We start from the raw sequence: 18,859 nt of genomic DNA, 5'->3' as shown, positions 1-18,859 counted from the left end.
CCCATGCGCACCCGTCACGTCTTCCACGCCGTCGACTCGCACACCGAGGGCATGCCCACGCGCGTGATCACCGGCGGCGTAGGGGTGATCCCCGGCGCCACCATGGCCGAGCGCAGACTCCACTTCATCGAACACCTCGATCATCTGCGCACCCTCCTGATGTACGAGCCACGCGGCCACTCCGCGATGAGCGGCGCGATCCTGCAACCCCCGACCCGCCCCGACGCCGACTACGGAGTCCTCTACATCGAGGTGTCGGGGCTGCTGCCGATGTGCGGCCACGGCACCATCGGGGTGGCCACCGTGCTCGTCGAGACCGGCATGGTGCGGGTCACCGAGCCCGTCACGACGGTCCGCCTGGACACACCGGCGGGCCTGGTCTCCGTCGACGTACAGGTGAGCGACGGCGCGGCGACCTCGGTCACGTTCACCAACGTCCCCGCGTTCTGCGTCGCCCTGGACCGCAAGATCGAGGTACCGGGTCACGGCACGGTCACCTACGACCTGGCCTTCGGCGGGAACTTCTACGCGTTCGTGCAGCTCGACGCGTTGGGGCTGCCGTTCGACCGCGCCCGCAAGGACGATCTGCTCGCGGCGGGCCTCGCCGTCATGGACGCGATCAACGCCTCGCCCGACCGTCCCACGCACCCCGAGCAGCCGGACATCGCCGGGGTGAAGCACGTCTACCTCGCCGCGCCGGGCTCGAACGCGCACCTCTCCCGGCACGCGATGGCGATCCACCCGGGCTGGTTCGACCGCTCCCCGTGCGGAACGGGCACCTCCGCGCGGATGGCCCAGCTGCACGCGCGCGGGGAACTCCCGCTGGACCGCGACTTCGTCAACGAGTCCTTCATCGGTACGGAGTTCACCGGCCGGCTGATCGCGCGCACGGAGGTGGCGGGCCTTCCAGCGGTCGTCCCCCGGATCACCGGACGGGCCTGGATCACCGGCACGGCCCAGTACTTCCTGGACCCCGACGACCCGTTCCCCGCGGGCTTCACTCTCTGACTCCCGTCGGCTCCCCGCCCACCCAACTGGCAACGTGACATTGTACTTTGGTGCTCCGCGCGGGCGCGGGAACCACCGGAGGGGAGCGCCATGGGGCACCTGAAGCAGAAGAACCTCATCACCACCAGGGAGCGGCTGCGCGACCAGGTCGCCCATGCCTTGCGGGCCGCCCTGATCTCCGGCGAACTGCGCCCCGGCGAGATCTACTCCGCGCCCGGCCTCGCCGAGGACTTCGGTATCTCGGCGACGCCCGTACGCGAGGCGATGCTCGATCTGGCCCGCGAGGGCCTGGTCGAGCCGGTCCGCAACAAGGGCTTCCGCGTCACGGAGGTCAACGAACGCGACCTCGACCAGTACACGGAGATCCGCGCCCTGATCGAGATCCCCATGATCGGCCGCATCACCCGCAGCGCGGCCCGCGAGGACCTGGAGGTGCTGCGCCCGATCGCCGAGGAGATCGTGCGCGCCGCCCGCGACCACGACCTCATCGCCTACTTGGAGGCCGACCGCCGCTTCCACCTCTCCCTGCTCGCCCTCTCGGGCAACGACCGCCTGGTGGAAACGGTCGGCGACCTCCGCAAACGCTCCCGCCTCTACGGCCTCACCACCCTGGACGAACGCGACCAGCTGACCCCTTCGGCCGAGGAACACATCGAACTCCTGGACCTGATGCTGTCGGGCGACGCGAAGGCGGCGGAGAAGTGCATGGCGCGCCACCTGGGGCACGTACGGTCGCTCTGGGCGACGTCCTGAGGCCGCCGGCTGGGCCCGGCCGGACCGAGGCGAGGGTCGACCAGTCCTCATCCTGTTGACCGGCCCCGGCAGGCGGTGCTGGAGTCGGCACGTGGACAGCATCCCCGCCAATCGGCGACTCTGGAACCAGATCAGCAGTGCCTATCAGCACGAGCACGACCCGCAGATCGGCGCCGCACCCCGGCTGTGGGGCATGTACTCCATCCCCGACGCCCACCTGCACGCCCTGGGCGACGTCACCGGCAAGCGCGTCCTCGAACTCGGCTGCGGCGCCGGCCAGTGGTCCAGGGCGCTCGCCGCCGAGGGCGCCACCGTGGTCGGGCTCGACCTGTCCGAAGCCCAGCTCGCCGCGGCGGCCCGCGCGATGGGAGCGGCCCGCTACCCGCTGGTGCAGGGCGCCGCCGAACACCTCCCCTTCGCCGCCGAAAGCTTCGACCTGGTGTTCTGCGACTTCGGTGGGCTCAGCTGGGCGCCCCCGCACCTGGCCGTCCCACAGGCCGCACGCGTCTTGAGCCGAGGCGGGCGCCTGGTGTTCAACGTCGCCGGCCCATGGTTCGAAGCCTGCTACGACGAAGCCGCCGGCCGCGTGACCACGACGCTACAGAAGGACTACTTCGGGCTGAACACCATCGCCGAGGGCGACGGCGCGACCAGCTATCAGCTCACCTACGGCGACTGGGTCAGGGTCCTGCGCGGCGCGGGTCTCCTCATCGACGACCTGATCGAGCCACGGCCCGGACGCGGAACACCCAACGGCTACAACGAAACCGACCCACCCGACTGGGCACACCGCTGGCCGGCGGAACTGCTCTGGGTAACCCACAAACCGTAAGTTCCGCGAAGATCACTCGGCGGGCTACGCCCTGAGCCGCAACGGCAGGCGCCGCGCTGGTCGCACCACGGCCCAGAAACGCAGAAAACCCCAGATGAACTGGGGTTTTCGCTGGTGTCCGAGGGGGGACTTGAACCCCCACGCCCGTTAAAGGGCACTAGCACCTCAAGCTAGCGCGTCTGCCATTCCGCCACCCGGACCAGGTGTCTGCCGCCCTGCGGGGTGTTCCCCCCGGCGACATGGACAACAATACCAAGGTTTCGGAGTGCCTTTCACCTGCGTATCCGTCCGCCGACCACGGGATACACGGCCCGCCGCGGCACCCCGCCTACAGTCTCACCATGAGTGACGGGATGATTACCCCCGCCGATCCGGCGGGGACGTACGGCGGGGGGAAGAAGGCGCGGCGGCCCCGCGTTCTGTCGCCCTTGCGCGAGCATCTGCGGGACACCATGTGGTTCGCGCCGACCGCGGGGCTCGTGGGCTCCATGGTGCTGTGGTGGGCCGCGGCGGAGCTGGACGCGGAGATCGTACGGACCCTCCGGGAGAGCCGGGACTACGACGCGATCAAGGATTTGATCGGCGTCGCCGACGATGCCAAGGCGGTGATCAGCACGATCGGCAGCGCCATGATGACCTTCATCGGTGTGGTCTTCAGCATCTCGCTGGTGGCCGTGCAGATGGCCAGCGGGCAGTTCAGCCCGCGGGTGGTGCGGCTCTACGTACGTTCGCGGATCACCAAGGCCACACTCACCGTCTTCATGGCGACGTTCCTGTTCTCCCTGATGACGCTGACGTCGTTCGACAGCGAGCGGGATCCGCGCCTGGTGACGACCGTCCCGCTGCTCGAGTCGGTCCTGGCTCTGCTGATGGTCCTGCTGAGCCTCCTGTTGTTCGTGGCCTATGTGAACGGAACGGTCCGGATGATGCGGATCGGCTTCGTGATCGACCGGATCGCCCGGGAGGCGCTGCGGGTGGCGGTCAAGCAGCCGACCGAGCTGCCGGTGGACACCAGTGGGCTCGGCCCGCAGACCGCCCGGGTCACGCATCTCGGCAGGGCCGGGGTGCTGCGGGACGTGAACATCGCGCGGGCGGTGCGGGCGGCCCGGCGCCAGGGAGTCGTCCTGCGGCTGATCCCGCGCATCGGGGACTTCGTGGTGCCGGGGACGCCGGTGTTCACGGTGCACGGCGGGGCGGCGCCCCCACGGCGGGCCCTCAGGTACACCGTGTCGGTGGGGGTGGAGCGGACCTTCCACCAGGATCTCGGTTTCGGCCTGCGGCAGCTGTCCGACATCGCGCTGCGGGCCCTGTCCCCCGCGGTGAACGACCCGACCACCGCGGTGCAGGCCCTCGACCGGATCGTGCAGTTCCTGGCGTCGGTCGCCCGGCATCCGCTGGGCGCGCTCGGCCACCGCGACCGGCGCGGGGTGACGCGGCTGGTGCAGTCGGTGCCGGACTGGGCCGCGCTGGTGGATCTCGGATTCGCCGAGATCCGCGGGTGCGCGCTCGGCAATCCGCAGGTCACACGGCGCATGCTGGCCGGCCTCGATGACCTGCTCCTCCTCGCCCCCGAGGAGCGGCGCGAGCCCTTGCTCCGGCACCGGGAACTCCTCGCGCAGGCCGTGGAACGCTTCGTGCCCCAGTCGGCCGACCGGACGTTCGCCCTGCGCCCGGACCGCCAGGGCATCGGCTGAGCCGCCGTGTCCTGCCGGCCCGGGGAGAGGGGCCCTCCGCGACCTCCGTGCGGTGGTCCGGTCAGTCCCCGCGGCGTCCCGAGCGCAGGGGGTTCGAACTCGCCGTGCCGGGCGGGTCCCCGCACGCTCAACACGGGCTCGGTGGCGGCTTGTTCGGCGGTTCGCCCTGCGGCGGGCCGCTCCGGGAAGGCGTACTCGACGTTGCGGCCGGTCATGAGCACCACGACGTCCCCGGTCGGCGTGGACTTCGTTGGCAGGCCACCCGCGAGGGCGCGGCAGTCCTTGTGGATGGTGACGCGGTCGCCGATGCGGCGGATCTCTTCGAGGCGGTGCGAGATGCGGCGACGCCGTCCCCGGTGAGGTCGCCGACGAGCCCCCGGGGCGATCTCGTCATGCCCGGGCCGCTTGAGCAACCGCGCCTGGAGTTGCGCGGGACAAAGCAACTCCGATGCTGTGGCTGGTCCTCTGCGGTGCCGCGCCCGGCTTACCTCTGAGGTAATCGACGCCTCCCGGGGACGTACCGCACGATGGTGGTCCGCCACCCCCCAGTGGAAGGTCGCCTCATGTCAGACACCCTTGCCCAGAACGATCCGCGCGCCCAACTGCTCTCCCTCGTCCCCTTCGCCGGGCACCTCGGCATCACCTTCGAAGAGGCGGGGCCCGACCGCGTGGAGGGCACCCTGCCGTGGTCGCCGGAACTGTGCACGGTGGGCGGGGTGCTGCACGGCGGGGCGGTGATGACGCTCGCCGACACGGTCGGCGCGGTGTGCGCGTTCCTCAACCTGCCCGAGGGCGCGGCCACTTCGACAATCGAGTCCAAGACGAACTTCCTGCGGGCCGTGCGCTCCGGAACGGCCCGAGCCGTCGCCCGCCCGCTGCACATCGGCGGCTCCTTCATCGTCGTGCAGACCGAGATGTACGACGATCAGGGGCGGCTGGCGGGTCAGACCACGCAGACGCAGGCGGTACTCGGCGCCAGGAGCTAGCGGGCCGCTACGGGCAGCGCACGACCTGTCCCGCGTACGAGAGGTTCCCGCCGAAGCCGAAGAGCAGGACCGGATCGCCGGAACGCAGCTCCCCGCGCTCGACCAGCTTGGACAGTGCCATCGGGATGCTCGCCGCCGAGGTGTTCCCGGAGTCCACGACGTCGCGTGCGACGACGGCGTTGACCGCGCCGATGCGCTCCGCGAGCGGCTCGATGATGCGGAGGTTGGCCTGGTGCAGGACGAGTCCGGCGAGGTCGGCCGGGGTCAGTCCGGCGCGCTCGCAGGCCGCGCGGGCCAGCGGCGGCAGCTGCGTCGTCGCCCAGCGGTAGACGCTCTGCCCCTCCTGGGCGAAGCGCGGCGGGGTGCCCTCGATGCGGACGGCGTGGCCCATCTCGGGCACCGAGCCCCACAGCACCGGGCCGATGCCCGCCTCCTCGCCGGGCCCGCAGGCCTCGACGACGGCGGCGCCCGCGCCGTCACCGGTCAGCACGCACGAGGTGCGGTCCGTCCAGTCGGTGACCTCGGACATCTTGTCCGCGCCGATGACCAGGGCGCGCGTGGCGGCCCCGGCCCGCAGGGTGTGGTCGGCGGTGGCGAGGGCGTGTGTGAAGCCGGCGCACACGACGTTGATGTCCATCGCGGACGGCGAGGGGATGCCCAGCCGGGCCGCCACGCGGGCGGCCATGTTCGGCGAGCGGTCGATGGCCGTGGAGGTGGCGACCAGGACGAGGTCGATGGCGTCGGGGGTCAGGCCCGCGGCAGCCAGCGCCTTGCCGCCGGCGTGCGCGGCCAGCTCGTCGACCGGCTCCTCGGGCCCCGCGATGTGACGGGTGCGGATGCCCACCCGGGAGCGGATCCACTCGTCGCTGGTGTCGACCAGACCCGCCAGGTCCTCGTTGGTGAGGATCTTGGCGGGTTGGTAGTGGCCGACAGCGGCGATGCGCGAGCCGTGCATGTACGGGTCCCCCTTGGTGCCGGAGATGTTGGTGCCGGAGAAGTTGGTTCCGGAGATGCGGGACCCTCCAGTGTGGTCAGCGACTCACCGGTAACAGGACACGTAAAGCAACAGGAAAGGCACGCCCGCTTTGGATGCTTCTCATGATCCGGTCACCCTCCGATGGGCTGTGTGACCTTGTGTACGAGAATGGGAGCCCGGGGGCCGCCTCGGCTGCCGACACGTACAGAACCGGGACTGATCAAGACATGGGACGAGTCACGGAGCGACGCAAGGTCATCCGGATCCGGGACGGGCACGTCTCCGAGCGGCCCGACACCCTGGTCGCCGAGGAGCCCCTGGAGATCCGGCTGAACGGCAGGCCGCTCGCCATCACCATGCGCACCCCGGGCGACGACTTCGCGCTCGCGGCGGGGTTCCTGGTGAGCGAGGGAGTTTTCGGGAGCGCCGAGGACCTGCGCTCCATCGTGTACTGCGCGGGGGCCGCCGAGGACGGCTCGAACACGTACAACGTGGTGGACGTCAGCACCGCGCCCGACGTCGTCCTGCCCGACATCACCCTGGAGCGGAACGTCTACACGACCTCCTCGTGCGGCCTGTGCGGCAAGGCGAGCCTCGACGCCGTGCGCACCACCGCCAGGTGGCAGATCGCCGACACGCCCCCGGTCCGCGTCACGACGGAACTCCTCGCGAGCCTCCCCGACCGGCTGCGCGAGTCCCAGCGTGTCTTCGACCGGACCGGAGGGCTGCACGCGGCCGCCCTGTTCGACGAGGAGGGGCGGCTGCTCGACATCCGCGAGGACGTGGGCCGGCACAACGCCGTCGACAAACTCGTCGGCCGCGCCCTCCAGGAGGGCCGGCTCCCGCTGTCGCGCGCGATCCTGCTCGTCTCGGGCCGCGCCTCGTTCGAACTCGCGCAGAAGGCGGTGATGGCGGGCGTCCCGCTGCTCGCCGCGGTCTCCGCCCCGTCCTCACTGGCGGTCGACCTGGCCGCCGAGACCGGTCTGACGCTGGTCGGTTTCCTGCGCGGCTCCTCCATGAACGTGTACGCGGGCGAACACCGCGTCGCCCTGCGGTCCGCGACGGCCCAGGGATAACGGTCGGCGTCCCCGTCCCGGGCGGACCGGCCCCCCCGGCTACCCGCCTGTGCCGTCACGCACCGTCCTGGACCCGACCGTCCTCCGCAACGCCGGAGATCCTGGTCAGCATCGCCAGGAACCGCTCGCGCTCGGCCGCCGAAAGGGGCGCGAGCAGTTCGTCGTTGGCCCGCTCGGCAGCCTCGGCGCAGCGCGTCACGAGCCGCTTGCCCTCGGCCGTGATCGTGATCGCGTTCTTGCGGCGGTCCTTGAGGTCGGGGGCGCGGTCGACGAGCCCCTGCGCCTGGAGGTCGTTGAGGACGCCAACCATGTCCTTGGGGTCGAGCCGGACGCTGCGGCCCAGCTCCGCCTGGGCGAGCGGGCCGAGGTCGGCGACGGCGGCCAGCACCACGTGGTGCCACATCTTCAACCCCTCCTCGGCCAGCGCGTCGGCGACCAGGCCGCGGCCTCGGGCGGCTGCTCGGCCGAGCAGCCAGCTGGGGAGGGTGCGGATCGTGCTGGGGGCGGGCGGCGTCGTGGGCATGGGAGAAGCCTAGCGAAAATCATTGGACCACCCCACGACATACCGTACCGTTGGGACATCCAACGATTCCCTGTCCACTCTGGAGGTGGTGCGGATGCGTCGCGTCCGATACGAACGCAGCGGCGGCCCCGAAGTGCTGTTCCTGGAGGAGGCGCCCGTCCCCGAGCCGGGGCCCGGCGAGCTCCTCGTCCGCGTGGAGGCGGCCGGGGTGACACTGCCCGTCGTCCGCAAAGTCCGCGAGCCCCGCGAACCGATCGCCCTCGGGGGTGAGATCGCGGGAGAGGTCGTCGCGCTCGGCGAGGGTGTCACCGGCCACGCACCGGGCGACCGCGTCACGGGCCTCGTCTTCGGGCACGGCTACGCCGACTACGCCCTGCTCCACACCGCGATGGCCTCGCCCGTGCCCGACGGTGCGAGCGCGGTCGACGCGGTCGCGCTGGTCCGCTCCGGACTCGTCGCCCTAGGCGCGCTGGACGCCGCACGCCCCGAGCCGGGCGAGGCCGCGCTCGTCACGGCCGCGGCAAGCGGGGTCGGTCATCTCGCGGTGCAGCTCGCGAGGGTGAGGGGGGCCGGACGGATCGTCGGCGCCGTCTCCGACTCGCGCAAGGCGGGCTTCGTGCGCGGGCTGGGTGTCGACGACGTCATCACGTACGACCGTCAGGACTGGGGCGAGCCCGTCGACTACGCCCTGGACGCGGTGGGCGGCGAACTGCTCGCGCCCGCCGTCCAAGCCCTCGCCCCACACGGCCGGCTGGTGGCCTACAGCTCGGGCGGCGGCACCGTGGCGGCCCATGACCTGCTTACCGGCGCGAAGTCCGTCGTCGGCTTCCAGATCGCACTGATCGCGCGCGGCAGGCCCGACCTGTACGAGGCGTGGCGACGGGAACTGTGGCGGCTGTACGCGGCGGGCGAACTGCGGCCCGCCGTGCACGCGCGGTTCGCGTTGGAGGACGCGGCGCTCGCCCATGCGGTGATCGAGGGGCGGGGCAATCTCGGAAAGGTGGTCCTGATCCCGTGACGGCCCGTCACCCCCCGGCCCGCGCGCGCCGGGAGCGGCGCGCGCGGGCCCCCGGGCGCACGGTTCTTGTGAGGTGTGGTGGGCCCCAGTACCGTCTGTGGCGCGCACATAGGACGTGGGATGTCAGGACGTCCTAGCGCCATCGCCGTCGCCAGGAAAGGCGGGCCGCACCATGCCGTCGAGTTCGAGCCTCCCCGTACGCCTCAGATTCCTCAGATGGGCCGCCGCCGTGACCGCCGCGGTGAACGCGGCGGTCGTCGGCACCCTGCTCCCCGCGCCCTCGGCGCGGGCCACGCAGGCGTCGGTCGAGCGGACACCGGCGTTCGAGCAGCAGGTGCTGTTCAAGGCCTCGCAGGATCCCGGATACGCCTGCTTCCGCATCCCCGCCGTCGTGCGGACGACGAAGGGCACCCTGCTCGCCTTCGCCGAGGGCCGCGTCAACGATTGCAGCGACGCGGGCGACATAGACCTGGTACTCAAGCGGTCGCACGACGGCGGCCGCACCTGGGGCCCGCTCCAGGTCGTCAACGAGGGCGCCGGTGACACGCACGGCAATCCCGCGCCGGTCGTGGACCGCGGGAGCGGGCGTGTCCTGCTGGCGGAGACGTACAACACCGGCCGCACCGACGGCGCAAACTGCGCGGTGCCGTGCGACCGCACGCCCCACATGCAGTACAGCGACGACGACGGCCGCAGTTGGTCCCGCCCGCGCGACCTGAGTGACGAGATCCTGCCGGAGGACTGGAACTCCTGGTACGCGACCGGCCCCGTGCACGGCATCCAGCTGTCCCGGGGCAAGCACGCGGGACGGCTCGCCCTCGCCGTCAACGCCGAGACGTGGGACGGCGACCGGGTCACCGCCAACCACGCCGCCCTGGCCGTCAGCGACGACGGCGGCGACCACTGGAGGATCGGCGCCACCGACTCGTACCCGATAAGCGAGAACGGCGTCTTCCGCCAGAAGCCCTCGGAGATGACCCTCACCGAGCGGCCCGACGGAACCGTCTACGTCAGCGGGCGCGAGCAGGACGGCACCGACCTGGGCCACCGCTCGCACGCGGTGAGCCGCGACGGCGGCGACTCCTTCGCAGCGCCCTTCCGCGCGATCCCCGATCTGTACGCCCCGCAAGTGCAGTGCTCCACCTTGCGGTTCGGCAAGCGGATGCTGCTCGGCTGCCCCGGCGACCCCGACCGCCGCCGCACGATGCAGATCCGCTCCTCCTACGACGGCGGCCGCACCTGGGACAGCGTCGACCGGGGCACGACGGTGACCACGGACTGGTCCGGCTACTCCGACCTGGTGCGGGCCGACGGCACGCACGTCGGCCTGATGTACGAGGGCGGAGCGGTCGACGCGCGCGACGAGATCCGCTTCGCCCGCTTCACCGAGGACTGGCTGAAGCCGCGCCGGGGCCCGGACCCGACGACCCGCGACCGCGCTCCGGGGGCCCGCCCCGCGGCCGTGCTCGGAGGGGCGCGCGAGACCGGGGGCCGCTTCGGCGGCGCCCTCGCCTTCGACGGCACCGACGACGCCGTACGACTGCCCTTCCGCCGTCAACTGCCCTTGGGTACGGGTGATTTCACCGCCTCGATGTGGTTCCGTTACTCCGCGACCTCCGGCGAGCAGCCGCTGCTCTGGATGGGCGGTATCGGCACCAACCAGCCGCAGGTGTGGCTGCGCGGCGAGCCCGCGAGCAACCGCGTCACCGGCCTGATCACCGCGCGGGACGGCGGCACGCCCCCGAGGTCGGCGTCCGTGCGCACCACCAGCGCGTACAACGACGGCCAGTGGCACCACATCGCGCTGCGCCGCGGCGACGGGCGCCTGACGCTGTTCGTCGACGGCACGTCCGTCAGCGCCACCGACGTGCCGGGCTCGGTCGCCCGCAACTCGCCCTTCGGCGTGCACGTCGCGCAGCGGCTCGACAGCCGCGCCCACTTCGCCGGGGCGATCGACGAGGTAGGAGTGTACGACAGGGCGCTGAGCGACGCCGAGGTGGATACGCTGCGGGACACCAACGCCCCTGTGACACGGGACACCGTCGTCCAGCTCCCCATGGACCGCGTGCACGGCAGCAACTAACGTCCCGGGGATGTCCGACCAAGAGCGCCACGGCGGGGTGCACGGCAGGATCTGGCTGGTCCTGCTGCTCGCCCTCGCCTGCGCGGCCGTCCTGCTCGTCGTCCTCCCCCGAGACGACCGGGGAGGCGACGGCAGGAGGGGAACGACGGCGTGCCGGCCCCGCACCGTGGCGTCCTGGTCCGCCGACGACAAGGTCACGGACGCGTTCGCGCGCTACGGCGACGACCGGACGCGGACCGACGACTGGACCGGCGGGGACGGCACCCACTCGGTCCGGCTGCCGGACGGGCGGGTGCTGTGGCTCTTCTCCGACACCCTCCTCGGCCAGGTCCACGCGCCGCCCAACACGGCGGGACAGCCGCACACCTGGCGCGACCCGAACGCGCCCATGGTCCGCAACTCGGCCGTGGTGATGTCCCGCTCGGGCACCCTGGAGCGCACCCTGCCCACCCCGCTCTTCACCGACCCGGCGCCCCAGCAGTGGCGCTGGCCGGTGGCGGCGCGGGTCGAGCCCCGTACGCCGGGCTCGGACGAGAAGGTCGTACGCGTCCTGCTGTGGAACCGCATGGCGAGCCAGGGCCCGTGGATCTACGGCGTCCCCCTGGCCACGGAGGTCGCCACGCTCTCCCTGCCGGACCTGCGCGTCGAGGGCATCGTGAAGGTGTCCGACCAGCAGCGGGTCGCGGATCCGGAGAAGCGGGTGCTGTACGGGGTGACGATCGTCGACGAGGACGGCTGGACGTACGTCTTCGGCGGCACCGACGCCCAGGCCGCCTCGCGCCCCTCCTCGGACGCCCATGTGGCGCGCGTCCCGCACGGCCGGCTCGCCGACGCCGCCGCGTGGGAGTACTGGGACGGCGAGGAGTGGGGGGAGGGCCCGTCGCGGCCGGTGCTCGGGGACGGCAGCCGCAAGGGGGTGGGGAGCGCGTTCACGGTGGTGCGCGACGAGGAGACGTATGTGCTGTTCACCATGGCGGCGGGCGCCGAGGGCCTGACCGACGTCACGTCGTACTGGTCGTGCTCCCCCACCGGCCCCTGGCACGGCCCCGCCAAGGGCTTCGAGGCGCCCCTGCCGAAGGACAGCGCCGCACGCCAGGACACGGCCGCCTACAACCCGCAGGCCCATCCGGCGCTCGGCGGCGACGGTCGCGTGGTGCTGAGCTACGACGTCAACTGGCTGGACCCCGTGCCCGCGAGCGCGCAGGCGAACATCAACCGGAACGTGGCGCTGTACCGGCCCCGGTTCGTGTCGCTGCGGCTCGCGGAGCCCCGCTGACACCGGCTCCGGCGGACTCCTCGGCGTCGAAGTCCCGCGGATCGCGCGAGCGGCGCTTGGCGATGACCGCGCAGACCATGAGCTGCATCTGATGGAAGAGCATCAGCGGCAGGACAGCGAGTGAGGCGTGCGCCCCGAACAGGACGCTGGCCATGGGAAGCCCCGCGGCCAGGGACTTCTTCGACCCGGCGAACTGGATCGCGATGCGGTCCCCGCGGCCGAAGCCCAGCCGCTTCGCGCCGTACCAGGTGAGCGTGAGCATCACGGTGAGCAGTACGGCCTCGACGCCGAGCAGCGCGAGCAGCCGCCACGGGGTCACCTGACTCCAGATGCCCTGCACCATGCCTGCGCTGAAGGCGGTGTAGACGACGAGCAGGATCGAGGCGCGGTCCACGTATCCGAGGACCTTCTTGTGCCGGGCGAGGAAGCCGCCCACCCAGCGGCGCAGCAGTTGCCCGGCGACGAACGGCACGAGCAGTTGCAGCACGATCTTGACGGCGGAGTCCGCCGAGAAGCCGCCGCCCCTGCTGCCGAGCAGCGCCGCGGCGAGCAGCGGGGTGAGCAGGATGCCGGCGAGGGAGGAGAAGGAGCCGGCGCAGATCGCCGCGGGGACGTTGCCGCGGGCCATGGACGTGAAGGCGATGGACGACTGGATCGTCGACGGCACCAGGGTGAGGAAGAGGAAGCCGCTGTAGAGGGCGGGCGTCAGGACGTGGGGGACGAGGCCCTTCGCGGCGAGCCCGAGCACCGGGAAGACGAGGAACGTGCAGGCGAGGACCGTGGCGTGCAGCCGCCAGTGCTTGAGCCCGTCGAGCGCCTCGCGGGTGGAGAGCCGGGCACCGTAGAGGAAGAAGAGGAACGACACGGCGGCGGTGGAGGTCCCCGAGGCGACGTCGGCGGCGGTGCCGCGGGCGGGCAGGAGCGCCGCGACGCCCACGGTCGCGAGCAACGCCACTATGTACGGGTCCACCGGCATCCAGGACGGCCACTTCAGGCGTTTCACGGGGCTCCATGCTTTCGGTGGGGGAACGTGCCCTCTCCATGATCCGCCCGTCCGGGGCGATCAGGAATCCCGTACACCGCTCTGACTGTCATCACGGAACGCGATGAGCGGGTCTAGGCTGCCTCTCGTGTACGACCCTCCGCAGCTCCGCACCTTCCTCGCGGTCGCCCAGACACTGAGCTTCACGCAGGCCGCACGGCGCCTCGGGCTGCGCCAGTCGACGGTGAGCCAGCACGTGCGCCGTCTGGAGGAGGCCACGGGGCGGCCACTGTTCACGCGTGACACCCACAGCGTGGAGCTGACCGAGGACGGCGAGGCGATGCTCGGCTTCGCCCGCCGCATCCTTGCCGTGCACGAGCAGGCGGCGGCGTTCTTCACGCGGACGCGGCTCGGCGGGCGGCTGCGGTTCGGGGCGTCGGAGGACTTCGTCCTGACGCGGCTCACCGACATCCTGGAGTCCTTCCGGCACGACCACCCGGACGTCGACCTGGAGCTGACGGTCGAGCTGTCCGGCACCCTGCACGAGCAGCTCGACGCGGGCAAGCTCGACCTGGTGCTCGCCAAGCGGCGCCCGGAGGATCCGCGGGGCCGGCTGGTGCGCCACGACGAGCTGGTGTGGATCGGCTCCGAGCGGCTGCGCCTGGACCCCGAACGCCCGGTGCCGCTGATCGTCTACCCGCCCCCGGGCATCACCCGCGCCCTCGCCTTCGAGGCGCTGGAGCGGCGCGGCCGCGCCTGGCGCGTGGCCTGCACCAGCGGCAGCCTCAACGGCCTGGTGGCGGCCGCCCGTGCGGGCCTCGGCGTGATGGCGCACTCACGCGGCCTGATCCCGCCTGGCCTGGTCCGCGTCCCCGACCGGGCGGGCCTGCCGGAGCTGGGCGCGGTCGACTTCGTCCTGCTGCACGGCGAGCGACGCGCCGCCGACCAGGCCGCGGCCGACGCGCTGGCCGCGGCGATCCTGGCGGGCGGCGACCGGCTGCGGCGGGGCGGCCCTAACGCAGAGGGCGCGGGTAGGTGAGTTCCTTGAAGCGGCGCAGGAGGGGCGCCGACTCGATGTGCCGCACGCCGTCCAGCGGGCCGAGCGTGCCGCTCAGATAGGTGTACAGCTCCGCCGTGTCGCGGGTGATGACGGTCGCCATCAGGTTGGCGGACCCGGTGACCGCGGAGGCGTGGGCGATCTCGGGGTGCCCGGCCATCGCCCGCCCCACCTCGTCGAGGGCTCCGGGGGCCACGGTGACCCAGAGCATCGCGGCGGTGCCGAAGCCGAAGCGGGCGGTGTCGTACTCGGTGTCGATGTAGAGCGCGCCGGAGCCGAGCAGCGCGGCGACGCGGCGTTTGACCGCTGACTCGGAGCGGCCCGTGAGCCGCTGGAGTTCGGGGTAGGTGGCGCGCCCGTCGGCCTTCAGGGCGGCGACCAGGGGCTCGTCGTCGGGGGCGATGCTGACGGGGCCGGGGCCGGTCGACGGCTCGGCGGGGCGCAGGGCGGCGACCTGCTCGTCGGTCAGCGGGCGGTGCTTGCCGATCCAGCCGGTGCGTCCGCCGTAGAAGTTGCGCAGGAGCTGGTGTGCGGTGACTTCGACGAGTTGTCGGGTGCGCAGGAGCTTGCCGAAGAGGAGGTCGTCGTAGTCGCCCGGGGTGCGGGGCAGCGTCATGCAGACCACTTCGGTGCCGGCCGAGGTGAGGTGGACCCACGCCGTGTCGGGGCGGCGGGCCAGGGCGGCCGCGATCGCCTCGGCGCTGTCGGGCGCACAGCGCAGGCGCAGCATCCACTGGTCCCGGCCGAGCCGTGCGCTGTCGCGGACGCCGACGATGCGAAGGCCCGCCTCGGCGCGCAGGCGGCGGAAGCGGCGGGCGACGGTCTGGTCGGAGACACCGAGGACGCCCGCGACGCGGCTGAACGGGGCTCTGCCGTCGATCTCCAGGGCGTGCAGCAGCTTGAGGTCCAGTTCGTCGAAGTCTTCGGATTCCACCAGCAGAACCCCTTCACATGTCGGATTCGTGCACCCATGTGTCCGGAGACACCGGGATCGTTCGCCACGGCCCCATCGTACGAGGAGGCGCGCACGCGTCACTCGCACGACGAGTCGGAGGACAGGAAATGCGTACATGGGGGCCGCTCACCGCGGTGTCTCTGGGGACGTTCATGCTGCTGCTGGACGTGACGATCGTGGTCGTGGCGCTGCCCGACATGGCGCGGGCGCTCGGTGCCTCGCTGAGTGACCTGCAATGGGTCATCGACGGGTACGCGCTCGCGCTGGCCGCGCTGCTGCTCGGCGTCGGCGCCGCGGCCGACGTGCTGGGCCGACGGCGGCTCAACGTGGCGGGGACCGTGCTCTTCGCCGTGGCCTCGCTGGGCTGCGGCCTCGCGTCGGACGCGGAACTGCTCGTGGCGGCCCGCGCCGCGCAGGGCCTCGGCGCCGCGGCGATGTTCGCGACGACCCTGCCGCTGATCGCCGCCGCCTACCAGGGCCGCGACCGGTCCGTCGCGCTCGGCGTCTGGGGCGCCGTGAGCGGGGCGTCCGCCGCGCTCGGGCCGATCGTGGGCGGGCTGCTCACCGCGGGGCCCGGCTGGCGATGGATCTTCTTCGTGAACCTGCCGGTGAGCGTGGCGTCGGTCTGGCTGACGCTGCGGGTCGTGCCGGAGTCCAAGGGCCCCGCCGGGCGCCGCGTCGACTGGGCGGGTACGGCCGCGTTCGCCTGCTTCGCGGGCGCGGGGACGTACGGCGTGCTGCACGGCGGCACCGGCGGCTGGACGTCGTCGCTCACCACCGCGGCCTTCGCCGTGTCGGCTCTCTCGCTGCTCTGCTTCGTTCTGGTCGAGCGGCGCGTCACCCATCCGCTCCTCGATCTGCGGCTGCTGCGCAAGCCCGCGTTCACCGGAGTGCTGCTCGGCGCGATCGGATACAACGCGGCGGCGTTCGGTGTCATCCCCTACCTCTCCATCTGGCTCCAGACCGTGCTCGGCATGAGTGCGGTGCGGGGCAGCCTGGTGCTGCTGCCGCTCGCGGCGACGTCGTTCGTCGTGGCGGCGGTCGGCGGGCGGCTGCTGCACGGCGTGGCGCCGCGCCTGGTCATCGGCGGCGGGCTGCTGCTGATCGGGGCGGGCGGGCTGTGCATGGCGGTGCTCGACGCCGGGTCGTCCTGGCCGGCGCTCCTGCCGGGGCTGACGCTCGCCGGCATCGGTACGGGGCTGGTCGCGCCGGGCCTCGCGGGGGCCGCGCTCGCCGCGGTGCCGCCCGAGAACTCGGGGATGGCGGGCGGCGCGGTCAACACCTTCCGCCAGCTCGGTTACGCGGTCGGGGTCGCCCTGTTCGGCACGGTGCTGACCTCCCGTATGGCGGACTCGCTCGGTCATGACGCGGCGCACACCGTGGCGGGCGGTGGCGCCCCGGCCCTGCGCGGCACGGTCTCCGAGCACTCGGTCCGGGCGGCCTTCGCGGCGGGCCTGAACGGGGCGTCGCTCGCGGCGGGTGTCGCCGGTCTGGTCGCGGGAGCGCTGGTGCTCGTCATGGTGCGTACGTCGCGTCAGCGGCCCCCGGTCACGGGGGCCGGCGACGCACGCCGGAAGGAGCAGGCGCATGTCTGCACGCCACGTACAGATTCGGTGGAGATCACGCCACCGAAACTTACTCAAGCGTAAGTAATCTGTCCGGCCGTTCCCCTTGTGGCCGTATTTCCACCGGCTGACCAGTGCTGATGGCCCCCACCGGCCGCGCATCGACCCCCTCCCGCGGGGGCGCGGCGTGGGGTACGGTCACGGCGCTGTGCGGAGCGCCACAAGGAGCATCATTGCGCGAGTTCTCGAACCCTCCGATGGCGTCGGCGCCACTGGTGGGGGGCCTTGCCGACGCCGTCTTCGACCATGCCGCCGAGGATCCGACGCGCATCGCCCTCGGCCGCAAGACCGACGGACGGTGGCAGGACGTCACCTCGGCCCGTTTCCGCGACGAGGTGCTCGCCCTCGCCAAGGGGCTGATCGCGCACGGCGTACGGTTCGGCGACCGCGTGGCCATCATGTCCCGTACGCGCTACGAGTGGACGCTCTTCGACTTCGCGCTGTGGTCCATCGGCGCCCAGGTCGTGCCGGTATATCCGACGTCCTCGGCCGAGCAGGTCGTCTGGATGCTGCACGACGCGCAGGTCAGCGCCGCGATGGTCGAGCACGAGGACCACGCGATGACGATCGGTTCGGTCATCGACCGGCTGCCGCAGCTGCGCAGGCTGTGGCAGCTGGACGCCGACGCGGTGGGCGAGCTGAACGGCGCAGGCCTGGACATCGACGACGAGGTGGTGCACCGTCACCGCCGCGCGGTCACCCCCGAGTCGATCGCCACGATCATCTACACGTCCGGCACGACGGGCAAGCCCAAGGGCTGTCTGGTCTCCCACGCGAACTTCATGTTCGAGGCGGATGTGATGGTCGAGCGCTGGGAGCCGGTCTTCCGCGCCAAGCGCGGCGACGAGGCCACCACGCTGCTCTTCCTGCCGCTCGCGCACGTCTTCGGCCGCATGGTGCAGGTCGCGGCGGTGCGCGGCCGGGTCAAGATGGGACACCAGCCGAACCTCAACGCGGCGGCGCTGCTGCCCGATCTGGCCGCGTTCCGGCCGTCGTTCATCCTGGCCGTGCCGTACATCTTCGAGAAGGTCTTCAACGCGGCGCGGCGCAAGGCGGAGAAGGACGGCAAGGCGGGCGCGTTCGACAAGGCCGTCGAGTGCGCGGTGCGGTACGCGGACGCGCTGGAGGCCAAGGCCTTCGGATCGGGCCCCGGCCCTTCGGCGGGGCTGCGCATGCAGCACCAGCTCTTCGACAAGCTGGTGTACTCCAAGGTGCGCGAGGCGATGGGCGGCCGGGTGCGGCACGCGATGTCGGGCGGCTCGGGCATGGACCGGCGGCTCGGCCTGTTCTTCGCGGGCGCGGGCGTGACGGTCTACGAGGGGTACGGACTGACGGAGTCGACGGCCGCCGCGACCGCCAACCCGCCCGAGCGCACCCGCTACGGCACGGTGGGCCAGCCGATTCCGGGTACGACGGTGCGCGTCGCGGAGGACGGCGAGGTCTGGCTGCGCGGCGGCAACATCTTCCAGGGTTACCTCAACGACCCGGGCGCGACCGACGCGACGCTGCGGGACGGCTGGCTCGCCACCGGAGACCTGGGCTCGCTCGACGAGGACGGCTATCTGACGATCACCGGGCGCAAGAAGGAGATCCTGGTGACCTCGGGCGGCAAGAGCGTCTCGCCGGCCCAGCTGGAGGAGCGGGTGCGCGACCATCCGCTGGTCGCGCAGTGCATCGTCGTCGGCAACGACCGCCCCTACGTCGCCGCGCTCGTCACGCTGGACGCGGAGGCGGTGGAGCACTGGCTGACCATGCGGCGCAAGCCCATGCTTCCGCCCGGTGAGCTGGTGCGGGACCACGATCTGGAGACGGAGGTGCGACGGGCCGTCGTCGCCGCCAACACCCTTGTCTCGCAGGCCGAGTCCATTCGTACGTTCCGGATACTGGCGCATCAGTTCAGCGAGGAGCACGGCTTGCTGACGCCCTCACTGAAACTCAAGCGGAAGGCCATCGAGCAGGCCTACTCGACCGAGGTCGAGGCGCTCTACCGGTCCTGACACGGCCCGCCGGGCGCC

General features: G+C 72.1%; 16 protein-coding genes and 1 tRNA gene. 12 read left to right on the top strand and 5 right to left on the bottom strand.

Going from position 1 to position 18,859, the window contains the following annotated elements; genetic code table 11:
- Positions 1 to 3 precede the first annotated feature (3 nt).
- The 3 genes from CP975_RS30595 to CP975_RS30585 all read left to right on the top strand — a co-directional run bounded on the left by CP975_RS30595 (position 4) and on the right by CP975_RS30585 (position 2,593).
- Positions 4 to 1,008 (top strand): proline racemase family protein, encoded by a 1,005-nt coding sequence (locus CP975_RS30595; protein WP_055527034.1) that lies wholly within the window; start codon positions 4 to 6, stop codon positions 1,006 to 1,008.
- A 90-nt stretch (positions 1,009 to 1,098) separates the two neighbouring features.
- Positions 1,099 to 1,761 (top strand): GntR family transcriptional regulator, encoded by a 663-nt coding sequence (locus CP975_RS30590; RefSeq protein WP_030791877.1) that lies wholly within the window; start codon positions 1,099 to 1,101, stop codon positions 1,759 to 1,761.
- 91 nt (positions 1,762 to 1,852) lie between these two features.
- A complete protein-coding gene (locus CP975_RS30585; RefSeq protein ID WP_055527032.1) occupies positions 1,853 to 2,593 on the top strand; it encodes a class I SAM-dependent methyltransferase in 741 nt (246 codons plus the stop codon).
- Positions 2,594 to 2,705: 112 nt separating this feature from the next.
- Here CP975_RS30585 and CP975_RS30580 read toward each other — a convergent pair.
- Positions 2,706 to 2,793: transfer RNA gene (locus CP975_RS30580), tRNA-Leu, on the bottom strand.
- 153 nt (positions 2,794 to 2,946) lie between these two features.
- On the opposite strand from CP975_RS30580, the gene CP975_RS30575 reads away from it, so the two are divergent.
- Together CP975_RS30575 and CP975_RS30565 are read left to right on the top strand one after the other, a co-directional pair.
- Entirely contained in the window at positions 2,947 to 4,287 is a 1,341-nt protein-coding gene (locus tag CP975_RS30575) for a DUF2254 domain-containing protein (RefSeq protein WP_055527030.1), read from the top strand.
- Positions 4,288 to 4,850: 563 nt separating this feature from the next.
- On the top strand, positions 4,851 to 5,273 hold the full coding sequence (locus CP975_RS30565) for a PaaI family thioesterase (RefSeq protein WP_055527029.1): 423 nt from the start codon (positions 4,851 to 4,853) through the stop codon (positions 5,271 to 5,273).
- A gap of 7 nt (positions 5,274 to 5,280) precedes the next feature.
- On the opposite strand, the gene CP975_RS30560 is transcribed toward CP975_RS30565, so the two are convergent.
- A complete protein-coding gene (locus tag CP975_RS30560) occupies positions 5,281 to 6,228 on the bottom strand; it encodes a beta-ketoacyl-ACP synthase III (protein WP_055527027.1) in 948 nt (315 codons plus the stop codon).
- Between the two features lie 248 nt (positions 6,229 to 6,476).
- Between CP975_RS30560 and fdhD the strand changes: the two genes are divergently transcribed.
- Entirely contained in the window at positions 6,477 to 7,325 is an 849-nt protein-coding gene (fdhD, locus tag CP975_RS30555) for a formate dehydrogenase accessory sulfurtransferase FdhD (RefSeq protein WP_055527025.1), read from the top strand.
- Positions 7,326 to 7,380: 55 nt separating this feature from the next.
- On the opposite strand, the gene CP975_RS30550 is transcribed toward fdhD, so the two are convergent.
- Positions 7,381 to 7,848 carry a MarR family winged helix-turn-helix transcriptional regulator gene (locus CP975_RS30550; RefSeq protein ID WP_055527024.1) on the bottom strand — a complete coding sequence of 156 codons (468 nt, stop codon included), beginning with the start codon at positions 7,846 to 7,848 and terminating at the stop codon, positions 7,381 to 7,383.
- A gap of 94 nt (positions 7,849 to 7,942) precedes the next feature.
- On the opposite strand from CP975_RS30550, the gene CP975_RS30545 reads away from it, so the two are divergent.
- The 3 genes from CP975_RS30545 (at position 7,943) to CP975_RS30535 (ending at position 12,225) form a co-directional block, all read left to right on the top strand.
- Entirely contained in the window at positions 7,943 to 8,866 is a 924-nt protein-coding gene (locus tag CP975_RS30545; RefSeq protein ID WP_055527019.1) for a quinone oxidoreductase family protein, read from the top strand.
- A gap of 172 nt (positions 8,867 to 9,038) precedes the next feature.
- Positions 9,039 to 10,949, top strand: a complete 1,911-nt coding sequence (locus CP975_RS30540; protein WP_055527017.1) for an exo-alpha-sialidase — start codon at positions 9,039 to 9,041, stop codon at positions 10,947 to 10,949.
- A gap of 10 nt (positions 10,950 to 10,959) precedes the next feature.
- On the top strand, positions 10,960 to 12,225 hold the full coding sequence (locus CP975_RS30535; RefSeq protein WP_055527015.1) for a glycoside hydrolase family 183 protein: 1,266 nt from the start codon (positions 10,960 to 10,962) through the stop codon (positions 12,223 to 12,225).
- On the opposite strand, the gene CP975_RS30530 is transcribed toward CP975_RS30535, so the two are convergent.
- Entirely contained in the window at positions 12,161 to 13,228 is a 1,068-nt protein-coding gene (locus tag CP975_RS30530) for a bile acid:sodium symporter family protein (RefSeq protein ID WP_055527014.1), read from the bottom strand. The genes CP975_RS30535 and CP975_RS30530 overlap by 65 nt on opposite strands.
- Before the next feature lie 127 nt (positions 13,229 to 13,355).
- Here CP975_RS30530 and CP975_RS30525 point away from each other — a divergent pair, with 127 nt between their 5' ends.
- Positions 13,356 to 14,246, top strand: a complete 891-nt coding sequence (locus tag CP975_RS30525; protein WP_055527011.1) for a LysR substrate-binding domain-containing protein — start codon at positions 13,356 to 13,358, stop codon at positions 14,244 to 14,246.
- On the opposite strand, the gene CP975_RS30520 is transcribed toward CP975_RS30525, so the two are convergent.
- On the bottom strand, positions 14,221 to 15,204 hold the full coding sequence (locus CP975_RS30520) for an Lrp/AsnC family transcriptional regulator (protein WP_055527041.1): 984 nt from the start codon (positions 15,202 to 15,204) through the stop codon (positions 14,221 to 14,223). The two genes, CP975_RS30525 and CP975_RS30520, sit on opposite strands and share 26 nt — an antisense overlap.
- Positions 15,205 to 15,326: 122 nt before the next feature.
- On the opposite strand from CP975_RS30520, the gene CP975_RS30515 reads away from it, so the two are divergent.
- Together CP975_RS30515 and CP975_RS30510 are read left to right on the top strand one after the other, a co-directional pair.
- Positions 15,327 to 16,868 (top strand): MFS transporter, encoded by a 1,542-nt coding sequence (locus CP975_RS30515; RefSeq protein WP_150477579.1) that lies wholly within the window; start codon positions 15,327 to 15,329, stop codon positions 16,866 to 16,868.
- Positions 16,869 to 17,041: 173 nt separating this feature from the next.
- Positions 17,042 to 18,841 carry an AMP-dependent synthetase/ligase gene (locus CP975_RS30510; RefSeq protein ID WP_167532821.1) on the top strand — a complete coding sequence of 600 codons (1,800 nt, stop codon included), beginning with the start codon at positions 17,042 to 17,044 and terminating at the stop codon, positions 18,839 to 18,841.
- Positions 18,842 to 18,859 lie beyond the last annotated feature (18 nt).

This window comes from Streptomyces alboniger (assembly GCF_008704395.1).
Lineage (GTDB): Bacteria > Actinomycetota > Actinomycetes > Streptomycetales > Streptomycetaceae > Streptomyces > Streptomyces alboniger.
The sequence above is the reverse complement of the archived record's forward strand: the minus strand, read 5'-3'. Positions and strand labels throughout refer to the sequence as shown.